Genomic DNA, 15,840 nt, shown 5'->3' with positions numbered 1-15,840 from the left:
TCAGGTGGTTCAGCCACGGAAGGTTCCTTCCGCACGTTGAACTTTCGGGCTGTAGCGCAGCTTGGTAGCGCACCTGACTGGGGGTCAGGGGGTCGCAAGTTCAAATCTTGTCAGCCCGACCGACACAAACCCGCTGTTCCTTGGCTTGATGCCGAGGGGCTGCGGGTTTTTTGGTGTCCGGGTGAAGCAGCACGTCGGTGAAGCCGTCTCCCGTGGACGGCAACCCCCACGTCCGGGCCCATGGCAGCGAGAACGGGGTCTTTCTGCGTTCTCGATGTGCCCTGTTTGCCGACGACGGGGCCAACTTGCCACGACGGCGTATCTTTTCGGCCAGCTCGCCAGCTGCCCCCGTCGTTAGGGAGAATGGGCTTATGGGAGATCAAGAGGAGCCGGATCTGGGCGAACAGGTCCTGCCGATGTTTCGAAGCAGGGCCCAGCTTCATCGTTGGGAGGCAGTAACCCGCTGCTGCTGCACGCAGATGACTCCGGTGGAAGCATGGGAGACATTTTCAACCACCTGCTGAAACTCCATGCCCGTCTGTGCCGGGAGGCGCCGCCGGCTGTTGGGGCACTCGTGAAATGGATGATCCGTTTCCAGTTCGGCGACGGGCAGGACTTCTTCCTCATCGACCCCGTCGACTATGCACCGGCACTTGGCGCGAAGGGACTCGCAAAATACCAGGACGAACTCGAGCAGATCGCCGCAACAATTCCCGCTGAGCCCGGGGAAGCGCAGAAGCGGGCTGCGTGGAAGCTGCGCATGGAGCATCCGGGCGCCGGCGAACTCCCCAGCCAACATGCACACGCAAGGTTTGTGCTGCAGTACAACGCAGAACGCTTGTCCGTGGCCCACCGGGACGCCGCTGGAATCATCGAAACCCATGCGGGCGACCAAAGTCGCGCCTACAAACTGCACAACACGGCAAAAGCCCTGTTCGAGATCGGCGCAACGGAACTGGCGATCGACTGGGCGAAGCGTGCCGCGTTCCTTGAGGACGGACACCAGGCGGAGCAAGCCGGGAAATACTGGTGCGAGCTGCTGCACGAGCACCGCGCCGGGGAGGAACTGGCTGCCCGCCACACGCAATTTTCCCGGTGGCCCAGCTCGGCCAATGCGGCCCGTCTTCACCTCGCCGCAGGAGAGGCCTCGCCCTCGCTTCAAGCGGAGGTTCTGGAAAAACTGGCCGAGCGACCGAACGACTACATCGAGTTCCTGTTGCAGACACTTCAAGACGTCCCGTTGGCTTGGGCCGAGGCACATCGGCTTGACCTCGACAGCGCTGCCCAATGGGAAGATCTCGTGGAGGCCTATCAGCTGTACGACCCGTTGGCTGTTCTGCCCGTGCTGGAGCGAATCATCGAAGCGTCGCTGACCGTTGCCGATGCGCGCAACTACAGGATGGTGGTCAGGCAGCTGCGAAAACACCATGCCATTGCCACTGCGGCCAACCGCGCCGCTGATACTGCCGTCCTGCTCTCCTCGATTCGTGCCCGCAACCGCAACCGGCCCAGGCTGTTGCGGGAGCTGGCGGTGTTGAAGTATTGAGCCTCCACTCCGCAGGGCTGTCCGTGTCCTACTGCATGGAAGCCTTGACAACGGCCGCGTGCGGCCTGCGCAGCGTCAGGAGGGCACCGGCAACGATCAGGCCCTGCCCCAGCGTGTAGGTGAGCATGACCAGCGGGCTGGTCCAGGCGGGCATGAGGTCGGGGGCAAAGATGCGAAAGGCCAAGACGGTGTCGGAGGCCAGGAAAAACACGCCACCGCACAGCAGTGTCCGGTGGCAGCGTGTTGCCAGGGCCGCCGTTCCGCCCAGCACGACGCCGTAGGCCGTCACGGCGGGTGCCAAGGGGCCGGCCGGCGCCCACAGTGCAATCACCAGTACCAGCCACCACAGGGCAAAAATCCAGACCCAAGGCGGCGCCCCGCGAAGGGCCAGGTGTCGCCAAAACGTCCACATGTAGAGAAGGTGCGCCAGACCAAAGAACGCGAGCATGAGCGGCACCGTCGGCGCGTATGGAAAGAGCGTCCCGGCGCCGTCGCCCAACCAGGCGAAGAACAGCGCTGCCAGCAGCAGGCCCACTACGCTGCTCCGCCCACGCCCGGAGCGGCTCCAGCCCCACAACAGCGCCAAGGCCAAGGCTGGCATCAAGGCCAGCTTGCTCACCTCGGCGAAGCCGGCGGCTCCGCATGCCAGGACGCCCACATGAAAGATTGAGACAGCCAGGTAGGGGGCAAACGCCGGCCACAGCGGCCGGACTTCAGGACGGGTGTCTCCCACTTTGCTTCGCACTGTGCTCCTGTATTCTGCGCTCCCTGCCTCATGGGCAGTTGACATCATCCTAAACGGGGGACTGCCCGTGGCGGTTGCCAGCTGCTTCGTCAGGCTCTCATTGCCTCATGGCAATGCTGCAGGAAAACCATTGACTACGTTCGCGCCGGCACTTACGCTCAACGCAATGGTTATGGCCACACCCGACGCTCGAGGTCTTCGATGAAGCGTGTCCGATTTCTACAGGTGGCCCTGACAGCCGTTGCCGCGCTGTCGCTTTTCTTAAGCGGAACCGTTGTGGCCACGGCCGCAACGCCCGACCAAGGGGCGGTAGCGACGAAGTATGCTTCCGTGGGCGGCGCCCGCGGGTATCTGGGCCGGCCGGTGACACCGCTTCGTTGTGGGTTGGCGGCGGGCGGCTGCTACCGGCAATACAGTGGCGGAAGCATCTATTGGTCCTCCGCTTCCGGTGCGCATGTCGCCCTGGGCGGCATTCGTGCGCGGTGGGGGACTTTCGGCTGGGAGAGCGGCTTTCTGGGTTATCCGCTCACGGACGAGAACTGCACGCTTGTGAGCAGGGGGTGTGTACAAAAGTTCCAGGGTGGCCTTATCTATTGGCAATCCTCAGTTGGCGCGCATGCGGCGCATGGGGGAATACTCTCCAAGTACGCTCAGATGGGGTATGAGAACAGTCCGCTCGGATACCCTCGAAGCGATGAAGCGTGCACGGGAACAACGTCCAAGACCTGCACCCAGCAGTTCCTCGGTGGAACCATCGTCTGGCGGACAGGCAAGGGGACCAGCGTCACCCCAAGCAGCGGCAGCATCGGTTATGTGGTGAACAAGCGCAGGCCCAATTCCCCCATCGGCAGGGCCCCCTCCGACCTGGTGGTGGTGGGCAACCAGTACCTGCGCCGGGAGGCCGCGAACCAGCTGCTGGCCATGGTCAGGGGAGCCGCAGGCAGCGGCGTTGGCATCACCACCGTCAGCGGGTTCAGGTCCTACTGGACCCAACTTGCCGTCTACAACCAGTATGTTGCCCAATACGGCAGGGCCTACGCCGACACGATTTCGGCCCGAGCCGGATACAGCGAGCACCAAACAGGGCTGGTAATGGACATTGGGAATCCCAACGGAGCCTGCGGACTGAGTGCGTGCTTTGCCACAACACCCGCCGGTGCCTTTGCCGCAAACAACGCCTGGCGGTACGGCTTCATCGTCAGGTACCCCAATGGCTATACAGCGATCACCGGCTACGCGTTCGAGCCCTGGCACTTGCGCTATGTTGGGGTGCGCGTCTCCACCGCCATGCACAACCTCGGATATCGAACACTGGAGCAATACTTTGGATTGCCGGCCGCACCCAACTATTAGCGTGCCCGTCCACAGCCAAGACCACGCACCCTGGTGGAGAGAATCACCCTAGACTGGTGATGCCACGGCCGTGCAGGAAGCCAGCCAAGCCATCTGGGACAGGCCCAACACCTGTGTAGCTCCGCGCGGCACCCTCATAATTTTTTAGATAGGACGGTTGCATGAGCAACGCACCGGAGCTGTCCCGGCGTCTGGGCACCTTTGACGCCTCCGTGATTGGCGTTGGATCGATGCTGGGTGCCGGGGTTTTTGCCGCGTTCACACCGGCTGCAGCAGCTGCAGGCAGTGGACTGTTGATAGGACTGCTCATTGCCGGGGTTGTGGCGTTCTGCAATGCCACGTCCTCCGCGCAGCTAGCCGCGGTGTACCCGAGCTCGGGCGGCACGTATGTGTATGGGCGGGAGCGCCTGGGCCCGTGGGCCGGGTATCTGGCCGGGTGGGGGTTTGTCATTGGCAAGACGGCCAGTGCCGCGGCCATGGCCATGACGTTTGCCGCTTACGCAGCCCCTGCCGGTTGGGAACGCCCGGTGGCCATCGGCGCCGTCGTGGTCTTGGCTGCCGTGAACTACCACGGGGTCACCCGCACGGCAGGGCTGATCAGGATTTTGGTGGTTCTGGTGCTGCTGGCCCTGGGCGCGGCCGTTGCCGTGGTGTGGGGCGGTCAGGGTGCGGAGCCTTCACGGATACTGGGCGACGGGTTGTTCGCGCACGGCTGGTACGGCATCCTGCAGTCGGCGGGCCTGCTGTTCTTTGCGTTCGCCGGCTATGCCAGGATTGCCACCCTGGGCGGGGAGGTCAGGAACCCCAAACGCACCATTCCCCGTGCCATTATTCTGGCGTTGTCGGTTGCGGTGGTGGTGTACGTGGTCATTGCCATCACCCTCTTGGCCGCTTTGGGCCCGGAAGCGGTGGCCCGCACCGCTACGCCGCTGGCTGATGCTGCCTCCAGCGTTGCGGCTTGGGCCGGTCCGGTGGTCAAGGTTGGTGCGGCCGTGGCTGCGCTGGGGGCGTTGCTGGGGCTGCTGGCCGGCTTGGGACGCACCACCTTGGCCATGGCCCGCGGCGGTGACCTCCCGCAATGGCTCGACGCCGTCCACCCCCGCTACCATGTGCCGCACCGGGCCGAGCTTGCCTTTGCCGCCGTCATTTGTGTGGTGATCCTGGTGGCAGACCTACGCGGAGCCATCGGCTTCTCTTCCTTCGGGGTGCTGCTGTACTACCTGGTTGCCAACCTGGCCGCGTTCACCCAGCCGCCGGCGGACCGCCGCTACCCCAAGGGCTTCCAGGTGTTGGGGGCGCTGGCCTGTGTGGGGCTCGTGGTCACGCTGCCCCCGCTCTCGGTGGTGCTGGGCGTGCTCGTCTTTGCCGCCGGCATAGCCTTGCGCCTGATCCGCACCGGCAGACGCCGCCCGTAGACCCCCTGCACAGTACGCCTTACGCCCTGCTCCCTATGCCAGCGCGATACTGCCCCCGGCCACGACGGCGTCGCCTGCCATGGCGGGCAGGATCCAGGCCAGCGTGACTCAGCCTGTCCGGCGTCGTAGGCACAGCAGGGCACCCAGCACAAAGGAGAGGCCCAGTGCTGCCAGTCCGGCGACGTCGTCCTCGCGCGGGCTCTGGAATATACATTCGGATATTCGCCACAGGACGACGCCGGTCGCCAGGGCCAGGACTGCAGCGCCCCCGGCTGCAGCTCCAAGCTTGCCTTGGGCGGGCGCCGCCTGGGCACCCTTGAAGTGGACGGGCGAACCGCGGGGGAGCGCCACCCGGGCCGGGACCAGCGGATGCTATGGGCCATGGCTGCGCAACTGGCCGCCGTCGTCCACGTCATGGCGCTGCCTGATCAGCTGCAGGAACAGCGCGACGCCGTCGTGGACGCCACCGCCAAGGAACACGAAAGCCTGCGCGCAGGGACCTGCATGATGGCCGGGGCCCGTCGCTGACCGGGATGGGGCTGGGACGGCAGACGCTCGGGGACTTGCTGGCACCGGCGCAGTGGGGGAGGTGCGCCGCATCTCGGATGACCTCGTCCCGGCAGCGCTCGCAGGCGCCGAGCTTGCCGCCGTCCTTCCTCGGCGTGTTGCCGCAGTGGCCGGTGGTTGTCGCCGAAGCCCGCCGCAACCTTACAACCGAGGCCGTTGCCAACGCGGCCAAACATGCCGGCGCCCACCCTGTTGAGGTGTGTGTGGACCTGCGCGCGGATGGGCGCGGCCCGGTGCCTTGCGGTGAACGTGGCCGACGACGGCACAGGCCTGGGCGCCACCGCCGCACTGGGCATGGGGGTGTCTCCCATGCGGGAACGGGCAGCGGCCCTGGGTGGAAGCTACATCATCGACTCCGGACCCACCGACCGGCCGTCGTACCGACCCTGCCGCTGGCCTTGATGCCTGCAGCAGCCACACTTCGGGAGGCCACACAGTAGTGAACAGCGCCGTGAACACCCGCATCAACACACCGGTGCGCATTGTCATCGCCGACGACCATCCCCTGTTCCTGTACGGGCTTCGTGCTGCGCTCGCAGCCGCGAGCGAGCTGGTGGTGAAGCCTGCGATGGTGCCGGGAGGTCCCGGACGGGTTGCCATTACGGGCATCCGCGCAGCATTCCCGGAGATTGGCTTGCCGGTGTTGACAATGCACGCCGACGACGATGCCGTGCGCGGAGCCATCCGCGTCGGGGCAGGCGACTACCTGCCCAAGGGAGTGGACGGGGACGAGACTGTACGGGTCGTGCTGACGGTGGTCTCTGGCGGCACGGTCTTTGGCAGTGGGGTGGGCCGCCGGACGGCAGGGTATCTGGCAGATGGCACGGGACCGGCGGCCAGCCGGTGCTTTGCCTAACTCACGGCGCGGGAAAACCAGATCCTGTCCCACGTTGCTGCCGGGCGCAGCACCGTGGGACATTGCCCGGAGGCTGCTGTTGTCGGAAAAGACGGCCAGGAACAGCGTGGCCACGGTTTTGGCCAAGCTGGCCTTGCGCGATCGTGCCGCGGCCGTGGCGGCTGCCCTGGCCGGGAGCCGGGATGCCCTAGTTCAGGACCCTGCGGGCAGGTCCGGCCAGCTGTTGGGCATCGAGTGCAAACAAGTCTGTGGAACCGGCAGTTGCCGCACCCAGCAGGCCGGCGGATTGCGGCAGGATCTGCTCGGCGTAGAAGCGTGCCAGCACCAGTTGACTCTCGGCCAGTTCGGCGTCGTCGGTGCCGGCGGCTGCCACGGCGGCACGCGCCAACATCCAGGCGCTCGTGCACAAACCCCACATGCGCAGGTACGGGCTTGAACCCGACAGCACGGAGTTGGGGTCGGACAGGCCGGTGCGCAGCATCCATGCGGTGGCTTCTTGGAGGGCGTCGAACTGGCGCACCAGCTCCTGCCGGATGCTGGCGAAGCGTTCGCCGGCGTTATCAAGTTCAGCTTCAACTTCGCGCATGGTGGCAATGAATTCCAGTACGGAGGCGCCGCTGCGAATGCCGAGCTTGCGGCCCACCAAGTCCGCAGCCTGGATGCCGTTGGTTCCTTCGTAGATGGCGGCGATTCGCACGTCGCGCACGTGTTGTGCGGCTCCGGTTTCCTCGACGAAGCCCATTCCGCCGTGGATCTGCAGCGCCAGGGAGGTCAGCTCGTTGCCCATGTCCGTGCCGAAGGACTTGCAAATGGGGGTCAGGATGCCCACGATCTCATCGGCCCGGGTCCGCACCGCCGGGTCGGGGTGGTTGGTGCTGAGGTCCACGTAGCTGGCGTCGAGAAGCATGAGGTAGCGCAGCGCGGAAATGCCGGTCCGTTGCGTCATGAGCATGCGCCGGACATCGGGGAATTCGATCAGTGCAGAAGTTGGCCCCTCGGCGCCAACGGCACGCCCCTGCTGCCGCTCCTTGGCGTAGGCCAGCGACTGCTGGTAAGCGCGTTCAGCTACGGCCAGACCTTGCACACCCACGCCCAAGCGGGCACTGTTCATCATGACAAACATGCTGCGCATGCCCTTGTTTTCCTCCCCAACGAGGTAGCCGGACGCGCCTTCGAAGGACAGCACGCAGGTGGGGGAGGCATGGATCCCCATCTTGTGTTCGAGCGAGATGGTCTCCACGGAGTTGCGCGCGCCCACGGATCCGTCGTCGTTGACAAGGAACTTGGGCACAATGAAGCAGGAGATGCCGCGGGTGCCTTCGGGAGCTCCGGGCGTGCGGGCCAAAACCAAGTGCACAATTTGCTCGGCCATGTCGTGGTCGCCGTAGGTGATGAAGATCTTTTGCCCGGTGATGGCGTAGCTGCCGTCGTCGTTCTTCACGGCACGGGTGGTCAGAGCACCCACATCCGAGCCTGCCTGGGGCTCGGTGAGGTTCATGGTTCCTGTCCACTCGCCACTGACCATCTTGGGCAGGTAGCGGTTCTTCATGTCCTCGTCGCCATAGTGCAGCACGGCTTCAATGGCACCCTGCGTCAGGAGCGGGCACAGCGAGAATGCCATGTTGGCCGACGTCATCAGTTCCTGGATGACAAGGCCCACGGTGCGGGGGAAGCCGCCGCCGCCGAATTCCTCCGGCAGCGGCACCGAACCCCAGCCTGCCTCCACGTATTGGTGGTACGCCTGCTTGAAGCCGTTGGGGGTCACCACCGTGGCATCCGAAGCCAGCGTTGAACCCTGCGTGTCGCCCTGCCGGTTGGTCGGTGCCACCACCTCCGCCATGAATTCCCCGCACTGTTCAAGGAGCTCGACAACTGTGCCAAGGTCGGCGTGTTCGAAACCCGGCAGCCGGGCGATGTCCGGGTAGCCCACAACATGCTCAAGGGCGAAGGCAATGTCTGCTAGAGGAGGCTGGTATTGGCTCATATTCGCCAGCGTACCTTGGCTCGGGACGTTTGTGGAGGACTTTTGTTACTTGTGGGTAATATAACGTGGATCACCTGCGGAGCTGGTGGGCAAGCCTGCCTTGAATCCGTCCACCAATCAGCGCCCGACCCGGGAAAGATGGGGTCTCCAACGGGTTGCCATCATTGGAAAGCACCTGGGCTGTAGGCCGGCTCAGCGGTCTGGAGGCAGAATTCCCGCCTGCATGTCACTTTCTGCGCATGCCCACATGCATCGCAGGAGCGGTGCTCCAGTGTTCGTGGTGCGTCAAAAAATTATCTGCCATGGGACAGGCCAGCGTGCGGCGTAAACGGGACGGTCTAAAACTCCAAAGCCAACCCTGAGTCCAATCCACGGGCCGTTTATGTGCCGGGTTGCGGGCATTCCGGCCCGTCTATGAGTGATGCTTGAACTGGTGACCTTTGTCGATGGCTTGCAGGAACGCAAATAGTGTCACTTGTGCTCCAACACTATTCATGTTCTATTACTACCATGACAAGAATACGAAGCCAGCAAGATGCACAGCTGGTTCGGGCGGTTCTGCCGCTGCTTATACTCACGCTGATCAGGGAACGCGAGTCCTACGGGTACGAGCTCGTCGAACGCCTGGAAGCTCTCGGCGTGAGCGTGAGCACGGGTCTTGTTTATCCGGTGCTCAACAGGCTCGAAAGAGATCACCTGATCACGGCACGCATGGGTGCATCCAACAATGGACCGCCTCGCAAGTACTTCACGCTCACCACTGCTGGTGAGGACGCGCGAACTGCAGCGATCCACCAGTGGCAGGGCGTCTCTCTCGCCGTGCAGAACGCCAGCAATTCAGAAGGAGCAAGTGATGCCGAATAAATCCCCGGTTGAGTATGTCGCTCGACGCTCAGTGACTGACCGACTTCGCATCGACACCTATCTCATGCGCGTTGATTGGCACCTTGAAGGAGTCACGCGGAGCGCTGAGCGCAAAGCTGCGATTCGATCTCTCCGCGAAGAACTCGCAGGGGATCCGAGACATATACGCACTGCACTCCGCGATCTCGGGCCACCCAACGCCCTCGCAGCACGCTATGCCGAAGAGGGGCAGCGAAGCCCCACATGGTCAATCGGGATCATCACCGCCGGGGTGGCCCTCCTTGTCTACTGGATCGTCTTTCTGTCCTACACCGGCGGAATGCTCGCTGCCGTTGACAGCATCGCGCCGGGCGAAGCGCACTCCACGTTTCTCTTCATTGACGTCATGGCCTTCTCCAACGCTGAGGGGATAGGCATCGGCTGGACTAGTGGATGGGCCTGGCTCGTCGTGCCAGCCGTGATCGTCACGATCGCCCTCTTGCTTGGAGCGCGTTCCTGGCGTCGCGCGAGGTCAGCATCGCAGCCACAGTACTAAACACCTGCGCGGATGCGTGCCTCTGAGGCGTTTACTTGGAGGGAACGCTGGGCTCCGCGAGTGCTGTTGCTGGGTAGGCGCCATTTGCCGCTGCAACAAGTGAACCATTTGGCATTGCGGACCGCAGCGTTGGTGCCTGCACGGCAACTGCTGCACAGTGGCCTGGTATTCATTGGCCTGGACGAGAACTCAAATAGTGTGTTGCGAACGATCCTTACAGGATTCCGCACAGGCCCGGCGTCGGATGTTTCACGAATTACCGAGACTCCGAGTGTACAAGTGACAGCGGGTGGGGATATTAGGATTGAAGCTCGGCAATCGACTGAAGAGGTGAATAATGGGTCTTTCAATGTCCTATCCATGCGGGCCCCGGCTCAGCTTCCGTGACTTTGCAACAGCTGACATCTCAGCTGTTCACGAATACGCGTCGGATCCCGAGGTCACCCGTTGGTCCACATGGGGACCGAATACTCTTGAGCAGACAATCGCCTTCGTTGAAGATGCCGCGCACGCACAGCTAAAAGCGGATCGAACGGCATTTTCGCTGGCCGCTGTTTTGGATGAAAAGGTCATTGGATCCGTGGGTATTTGGACCACCGATCCCCACGACAGCAACGGAGAGATTGGCTACACGTTCCACCCTGCCTACTGGGGAAACTCTTACGCCACCGAGGCTGTGAGCACTCTACTCAGAATCGGCTTCGACACGCTTCAGTTTGCGCGCATTGGCGCCACCTGTCATCCAGGAAATATCGGTTCAATTCGCGTCCTGGAAAAAAGTGGGTTCACCTTGGAAGGGCGGCTCCGTTCGCATCGGCTGGTCCGGGGAGATCGCCGCGACTCCCTGGTCTATTCCATTTTGCGTGAAGAACACGCGGGCACACTTGCCGAAACAACAGCTGGTTAGGAAAACGAGGACTTCCGTTCAGGGTTCCCGGACGGCCACAGAATCGTTGGGCAGTCGGTTTCGGATATTTCGTGCAGCTGCTTTCGGCACGTTGCACCACGGTGGTGGAGAATCTGCGCGGGGGACCACAATGCACTCGCGCGGCCCCGACCAAGAGACGCATCGAAATGCTGACACTTCAGAGCCCAACACCCGGGGCGAAACCTTGGAGGAGAATCGCAACGAACCTCTCACCCTGACCACTGCTTGACAGCACCGAAGCGACCTCGCTAGGTTCGCAGTATGGAACGAATTTGGGCATTTGAAGCATCGGCAATCACGGCGGTCCTAGTGGATTTTCTTGATCCAGCACTCGCAGGCCAGCCTGATATCCGAGAGCGCGGTGTACGTCTGGAGATCCGCCCGATGACGGTGGGCAGCCTAAACACGATTTACTCCTCGCCCACGGTCTCCTTGAAACCCGCCGTCGTTCGGATCGATTTGCTTGAATCAGCACCCCACAAAGCCGACCGCATGCATCTTCATCCCGACATGGTTGACGGGTATCCGGACGACCGAACGTACGACGAGACCATGGCGGAAAACCCGATGGTCTGGCTGCGCTCGTACTTGACACAGCTGCATCAGTGGGTTGGGCAGGCTGACGGGGATGCAATGGCTGACGCATCGGAAGCCATCACCGCGGAAGCTGCGAGCCTGCTTGAAGACGCGCGGCAGCCATGGCCTGAGGTTGTCCACGATGAGCGCGGCCTTGTGGCTGGCTAGGGGAACTGTCCCGCAAAGTCACCCCCCCCATCGAACGCAGTCGTTTCTGGTGACGCTGGAGCGATCAGGTTGCGGATGCACTAGTGGCTTCCGATTCTGCGGGTCGACCTCCACTCGCCTGTTCCCCCGGCCGGTGACGATAGCAGTGTGCAGCGCAGTGCCGATGCCGCGACCCTGTGCGTCTCCGCTGCAGCGCTGCTACAAATTGCGAGCAGAGGAGGGCGGTCGGTGGCGCTGGCTGGGCGGATTGAGACCAACGCACCGTTGTGCCATTCCACGGAAGCTGCGAGTTGGCTCAGCCATCAGCGCCGCATTGGACCTTAATGTAGTCCGCGGTCCCGATCATGCTTCGATGGAGATGCGCCTCTCGTGGGAAGTGCCGCAATGAGTTGCCGCCCACTTGCATGAACTCGAGAGAACTGACGTGCGACAGTATTCGAGTTTGAGAACGCTGCCAGCCAGCAGGCGTGCCTGCCCGCAAACTCGTCCTTACCCAACCGCTGTGGAACAATCGGGCCGGTAAAGGGGGAACAATGGGAATAGAATATTTGATGGCAATCGGCGCCTTGGACCGGCGCCCATGATCGTCGAGGTGGCAGTGCTTCTGGCTCTTGCCGTCTTCGTTGGGGCAGCCATGCAACGCTTGACGGGCATGGGGTTCGCCTTGGTGTCGGCTCCCTTCGTCGTGCTGATCATGGGACCAGTCACCGGGATTGTTCTGGTGAATGTTTGCGGGGCACTGTCTTCGCTGTTGATCCTGTTCAGGGTCCTAGGACACATTGACTGGAAAAAATACATCATCCTTGCGTCCGCCGCGCTGGTGGGTGTTGTTCCCGGGGCCTTCATTGTCAGGTACATTCCCGGTGCCTGGCTTCAAGTTGGCGTGGGTGTTGTTGTGCTCGTCAGCCTCACGGTGTCCCTGCGGATGAAGCCGCTCAAGCCTGAATCCGGGGTGAAGCCGATGCTCGTTGCTGGTGCCACCAGCGGGATTATGAACACCACAGCCGGTGTTGGCGGGCCGGCCATGAGTGTGTACGCCGTCGCCTCAAAGTGGGGACAGCAGTCATTTGCAGGGACCATGCAACCGTATTTCCTCACCGTGGGGCTTGCCTCCATTCTGGCGAAGTATGTGGCGAGTCCCGAGTCCATGCCCCGGTTGGAGCCGTGGGCTTGGGCCGCAGTTGCAGCGGCGATTGTTGGCGGACTGGTGGCGGGAGAGGTGCTCTCCAAATGGATATCTCCACGCCGTGCGCGCGTTTTGGTGGTTCTGCTCGCCTACCTGGGAGCGGCGGCAGCAACCATTAGAGGGATTTTCGAGGTAGTGGCGTAGTCAACCTGGCGGTGTGATACCGGTCCGCACGGATGAAATTGCGGAAATCAGCGTCCTTGGCCAAGCTGCGCAGTCTCAGCGGCACCACTGCCGCAGCAAATGGCGCCAAGGCTGCGCCGCCGAAGCCCGCAACAACCCGAAAAGCCGACCGGCCGTTGGGCGCCCCTGCCATGATGGCGCGTGTATCCACCGTGGACGGTCGCGAAGTTGTGCCTGTACGCAACTATGCGCACACTTTGGCAGTAGTGCCCCGCACACGGACAAATACTAGAACGTTCTGGATCAGAAGCACGAATGCAGACACTGCCGGAGACATGGCAAGCGTCGCCACCACCGCAGGCTGGCCACCAAGGGGCGTTCAAAATACTCGCACTCATATTCGCAGTCCATGGCTGGTGCCAAAGCGACAGCCGCCACGTGCCTTCCCACGCGCCTCCCAACACAGACTTTCCATGCCGCCGACCCTGCGATTAAACTGGCGGTGACCCGCATCCGAGCGCACGGTGAAGGAGAGAAACATGGAAAACCAGCAGCTTATTGCCGACGGGATTGGCATGGGGGAGTCGGCCCGCTGGCATGGCGGACGTTTCTGGTTCGCCGATTGGATCAAGCGGACCATCCACGCGGTCGACCCCGACGGCACTGAACATCAGAGCTTCGATGTGCCTTCCTTTCCCATCACTTTTGACTGGCTGCCCGACGGCGAACTGCTGGTGGTTTCCGGATCCGACGGCGAACTGCTCACGCTCACACCCGCTGGCGAGTTCGCGCACGTCGCCACCCTCGCCGAGCTCTCCGCCACGCCGTGGAACGAGGTGGTTGTCCACGGCGAGCTCACCTACGTCAACTGCATCGGCTACCCCTACCCGGGGCCCGCGCAGGTCTCAGGCATCATTGCGCTGGTGAAGCCCGACGGCGGGGCTGCAGTTGTTGCCGACAAGCTCGCCTTCCCCAATGGGATGGCTGTTATTGACAACGGCCACACTCTGGTGGTTGCCGAGTCAAACGCCGGGTGCTTGACCGGTTATGACATCCTCCCGGATGGTTCCTTGGCCAATCGTCATGTGTGGGCGGCAGTGTCCGGAAGCGCGCCCGACGGCATCTGCAGCGGCGATGGTGGTATTTGGTATGCCGATGTTCCCAATCAATGCTGCGTTCAGGTGGCCCGCGGCGGGGAAGTGTTGCGCAAAGTGCAGCTGGAGCAGGGCTGCTTTTCCTGCGCCGTCGGCGGGGAGAACGCCGACACGCTGGTGGTCATGACGGCCGACTGGCCGGGGGCCATGAAACCCGGCACCCCGGCAACCGGTCGAGCCCTTGCCGTCGCCGTGTGACGTGAAGCTCAGACGGAGTTGTCAATGCGACACTTTGGACTGCTGGCAGGTATTGTTCTTGATAGCCAAGGCGCTTTTCTCAAAGTTAGCGGCGGTTAGGCCCGTACGAGTATCTCGCCGATGCTCTGCGGGTCGCCTAAAATGCACCTCTAGCTCAATTGGCAGAGCAATTGACTCTTAATCAATGGGTTTCCGGTTCAAGTCCGGAGGGGTGCACCAAGAATAAACGCTCCGGCACGCATGAAACTGCGTGCCGGAGCGTTTATTGTTTGTGCCTGGCTCTGAGTGTTGCGAGGTCCTAGAACGGCTGTTTGGCCAGTGCTTTGACAGCGTCGGGGGTCTGCCGCCCCAGACGATCATCAAGGGTTACTCTCAACCGAGCTGCGGCAACCTGTACCCGGCGTTCTTGGGGGCTCATTGTCTTGATGTTTTCTTTGAACACGTGCTGCGGAGCGTGTTTGCCTGCCGATACAGATGCGTTCATGCTCATTGCATCTCCTCCCTCGTTGCTTCTTTCTACCATTGTCTCCCAGCTGTCAACTATTGCCGCCACGGATTACTCGCCCCCACTGATCGTTGGCTGCTCGGACATGATTTCTTCCGTGCCTGAGCTGGTTCCGGTTGTGCTGTCGTTGTCCGCTGCGCCATTTTTAGGGTCGCTGACGGCTTCCCAAGCGATATCAAACAATTCCAATTCTTCGGCGTGCGCCAGCTTGCTTCGAGCCAACACTTCCAGAGTCACCAGGCCAAGGGCCTTGTTGGTGGCGCTGTCGTCAAGGGCTCGGTCCAGTGCCCACTGGGCACGTTTCCACCACTCACTGCGGTCATCCGCCTCCCGTCTCTGCGTCAGGGCCAAAGCGTCTGACTCTGTGCGCTGTCTTAGAGTAAATGCGCCGATGGCTGCGGCTGCGATGGCACCAATTAAAATGGCCAGGGGTCCCAGCGCAGCGAGCACTTCCCACCACTGCGCATGGCTGGATTCCAGAGCCATGTTGAGTGGTGTGGGTGTTGGTGCTGTCCTCATTGAGCCAGTCTAAACGGGCACCCACGGCCGGCGTGGCAACAACTTAGCTTTGCAGCTTGGATGGAGAGCTCCTGTACGGCTCGAATATCGACGGAGTCAATGAGATTATGGGGCATGGACAGCCCCGGTGTATCTATGTTGGAACTGTTCTTTTTCGCTCGGTACTCCATGGAGGATTCGGTACCTGTTTCCGCACTCTTCGTCATGCTGATCACAGACGCACCCAAGGAGACGTCCTGGTTTTCGGTTTTGCTCCGTGCGGGCGAGGACTTCTTGACGGGGACCCGGGAGTGGTCATTGTAGCGGTGGCCGGCCTGAACCAAGTGCGCATCTGGCTGCCCTCGCCGTTGACGCATGTTGAGCAGGCAGCACGGCAACGCAAGATCGCCGCGCTCGTCGCGGCCGGGATGTCGAACAAGTCCATCGCGCAGAAACCGAACATTTCGGTGCGGACGATGGACACCCGCATCGGCCATACTTTCCAGCGGTTGGGCGTTGCCAGGCCCTCCGAACCGGCAGTTGTGCTCAGCGCTGTGTGGGAATAACGTTTGGGACACGCGCCGCTGGTTTCCCAAGGGCACGCAGTATGCTGGGATGCTCAACCACGCCCGTGCAGGG

At 62.4% G+C, this 15,840-nt stretch carries 19 protein-coding genes and 2 tRNA genes; 16 read left to right on the top strand and 5 right to left on the bottom strand.

Annotated features, from left to right (window positions below; translation table 11 throughout):
• Positions 1–45: 45 nt before the first annotated feature.
• Positions 46–119 (top strand) — tRNA-Pro (locus QMG25_RS08590).
• Between the two features lie 377 nt (positions 120–496).
• Positions 497–1,546, top strand: coding sequence for a hypothetical protein (locus QMG25_RS08585; RefSeq protein WP_283459265.1), 1,050 nt, complete (start codon positions 497–499; stop codon positions 1,544–1,546).
• 28 nt (positions 1,547–1,574) lie between these two features.
• Here the strand turns inward: QMG25_RS08585 and QMG25_RS08580 are convergent, their stop codons facing one another.
• Entirely contained in the window at positions 1,575–2,291 is a 717-nt protein-coding gene (locus tag QMG25_RS08580; RefSeq protein WP_283459263.1) for a lysoplasmalogenase family protein, read from the bottom strand.
• A 201-nt stretch (positions 2,292–2,492) separates the two neighbouring features.
• Between QMG25_RS08580 and QMG25_RS08575 the strand changes: the two genes are divergently transcribed.
• Entirely contained in the window at positions 2,493–3,644 is a 1,152-nt protein-coding gene (locus tag QMG25_RS08575) for a D-alanyl-D-alanine carboxypeptidase family protein (RefSeq protein WP_283459262.1), read from the top strand.
• A 161-nt stretch (positions 3,645–3,805) separates the two neighbouring features.
• The gene (locus QMG25_RS08570; RefSeq protein ID WP_283459260.1) at positions 3,806–5,059 is read left to right on the top strand and encodes an APC family permease; all 1,254 of its coding nucleotides are present in this window, start codon (positions 3,806–3,808) and stop codon (positions 5,057–5,059) included.
• Between the two features lie 108 nt (positions 5,060–5,167).
• Here the strand turns inward: QMG25_RS08570 and QMG25_RS08565 are convergent, their stop codons facing one another.
• Entirely contained in the window at positions 5,168–5,410 is a 243-nt protein-coding gene (locus QMG25_RS08565; RefSeq protein WP_283459259.1) for a hypothetical protein, read from the bottom strand.
• Between the two features lie 30 nt (positions 5,411–5,440).
• Between QMG25_RS08565 and QMG25_RS08560 the strand changes: the two genes are divergently transcribed.
• From QMG25_RS08560 to QMG25_RS08550, 3 genes are all read left to right on the top strand, one after another.
• Positions 5,441–5,587, top strand: a complete 147-nt coding sequence (locus QMG25_RS08560) for a hypothetical protein (RefSeq protein ID WP_283459257.1) — start codon at positions 5,441–5,443, stop codon at positions 5,585–5,587.
• A gap of 258 nt (positions 5,588–5,845) precedes the next feature.
• The gene (locus QMG25_RS08555) at positions 5,846–6,028 is read left to right on the top strand and encodes a hypothetical protein (protein WP_283459255.1); all 183 of its coding nucleotides are present in this window, start codon (positions 5,846–5,848) and stop codon (positions 6,026–6,028) included.
• Positions 6,029–6,065: 37 nt separating this feature from the next.
• Complete coding sequence (locus QMG25_RS08550) at positions 6,066–6,482, top strand: response regulator (RefSeq protein ID WP_283459253.1); 417 nt, start codon at positions 6,066–6,068, stop codon at positions 6,480–6,482.
• 187 nt (positions 6,483–6,669) lie between these two features.
• Here the strand turns inward: QMG25_RS08550 and QMG25_RS08545 are convergent, their stop codons facing one another.
• A complete protein-coding gene (locus QMG25_RS08545; protein ID WP_283459251.1) occupies positions 6,670–8,466 on the bottom strand; it encodes an acyl-CoA dehydrogenase in 1,797 nt (598 codons plus the stop codon).
• 510 nt (positions 8,467–8,976) lie between these two features.
• Between QMG25_RS08545 and QMG25_RS08540 the strand changes: the two genes are divergently transcribed.
• The 7 genes from QMG25_RS08540 (at position 8,977) to QMG25_RS08510 (ending at position 14,417) form a co-directional block, all read left to right on the top strand.
• The gene (locus QMG25_RS08540) at positions 8,977–9,330 is read left to right on the top strand and encodes a PadR family transcriptional regulator (protein ID WP_283459249.1); all 354 of its coding nucleotides are present in this window, start codon (positions 8,977–8,979) and stop codon (positions 9,328–9,330) included.
• Entirely contained in the window at positions 9,320–9,865 is a 546-nt protein-coding gene (locus QMG25_RS08535; protein WP_283459247.1) for a hypothetical protein, read from the top strand. The genes QMG25_RS08540 and QMG25_RS08535 overlap by 11 nt, the downstream gene beginning before the upstream one ends.
• Before the next feature lie 349 nt (positions 9,866–10,214).
• Positions 10,215–10,772, top strand: coding sequence for a GNAT family N-acetyltransferase (locus QMG25_RS08530; protein ID WP_283459245.1), 558 nt, complete (start codon positions 10,215–10,217; stop codon positions 10,770–10,772).
• 282 nt (positions 10,773–11,054) lie between these two features.
• A complete protein-coding gene (locus QMG25_RS08525) occupies positions 11,055–11,537 on the top strand; it encodes a hypothetical protein (RefSeq protein WP_283459244.1) in 483 nt (160 codons plus the stop codon).
• A gap of 580 nt (positions 11,538–12,117) precedes the next feature.
• Positions 12,118–12,867 carry a sulfite exporter TauE/SafE family protein gene (locus QMG25_RS08520; RefSeq protein WP_283459242.1) on the top strand — a complete coding sequence of 250 codons (750 nt, stop codon included), beginning with the start codon at positions 12,118–12,120 and terminating at the stop codon, positions 12,865–12,867.
• A 518-nt stretch (positions 12,868–13,385) separates the two neighbouring features.
• On the top strand, positions 13,386–14,198 hold the full coding sequence (locus QMG25_RS08515) for an SMP-30/gluconolactonase/LRE family protein (RefSeq protein ID WP_283459240.1): 813 nt from the start codon (positions 13,386–13,388) through the stop codon (positions 14,196–14,198).
• A 143-nt stretch (positions 14,199–14,341) separates the two neighbouring features.
• Positions 14,342–14,417, top strand: a tRNA-Lys gene (locus QMG25_RS08510).
• Between the two features lie 79 nt (positions 14,418–14,496).
• Here QMG25_RS08510 and QMG25_RS08505 read toward each other — a convergent pair.
• Entirely contained in the window at positions 14,497–14,688 is a 192-nt protein-coding gene (locus tag QMG25_RS08505; RefSeq protein WP_283459237.1) for a hypothetical protein, read from the bottom strand.
• A gap of 66 nt (positions 14,689–14,754) precedes the next feature.
• Entirely contained in the window at positions 14,755–15,222 is a 468-nt protein-coding gene (locus QMG25_RS08500) for a hypothetical protein (protein ID WP_283459236.1), read from the bottom strand.
• Positions 15,223–15,336: 114 nt separating this feature from the next.
• Here QMG25_RS08500 and QMG25_RS08495 point away from each other — a divergent pair, with 114 nt between their 5' ends.
• Together QMG25_RS08495 and QMG25_RS08490 are read left to right on the top strand one after the other, a co-directional pair.
• Positions 15,337–15,525: a hypothetical protein gene (locus QMG25_RS08495; protein WP_283459234.1), complete on the top strand. Its 189-nt coding sequence runs from the start codon at positions 15,337–15,339 to the stop codon at positions 15,523–15,525.
• Positions 15,513–15,767, top strand: coding sequence for a LuxR C-terminal-related transcriptional regulator (locus QMG25_RS08490; protein WP_283459232.1), 255 nt, complete (start codon positions 15,513–15,515; stop codon positions 15,765–15,767). Before QMG25_RS08495 ends, QMG25_RS08490 begins: the two co-directional genes overlap by 13 nt.
• Positions 15,768–15,840: the final 73 nt, after the last annotated feature.

Source organism: Arthrobacter sp. H35-D1 (assembly GCF_030063185.1).
Classification (GTDB): domain Bacteria; phylum Actinomycetota; class Actinomycetes; order Actinomycetales; family Micrococcaceae; genus Specibacter.
This window is presented reverse-complemented; position numbering and strand designations above follow the sequence as displayed.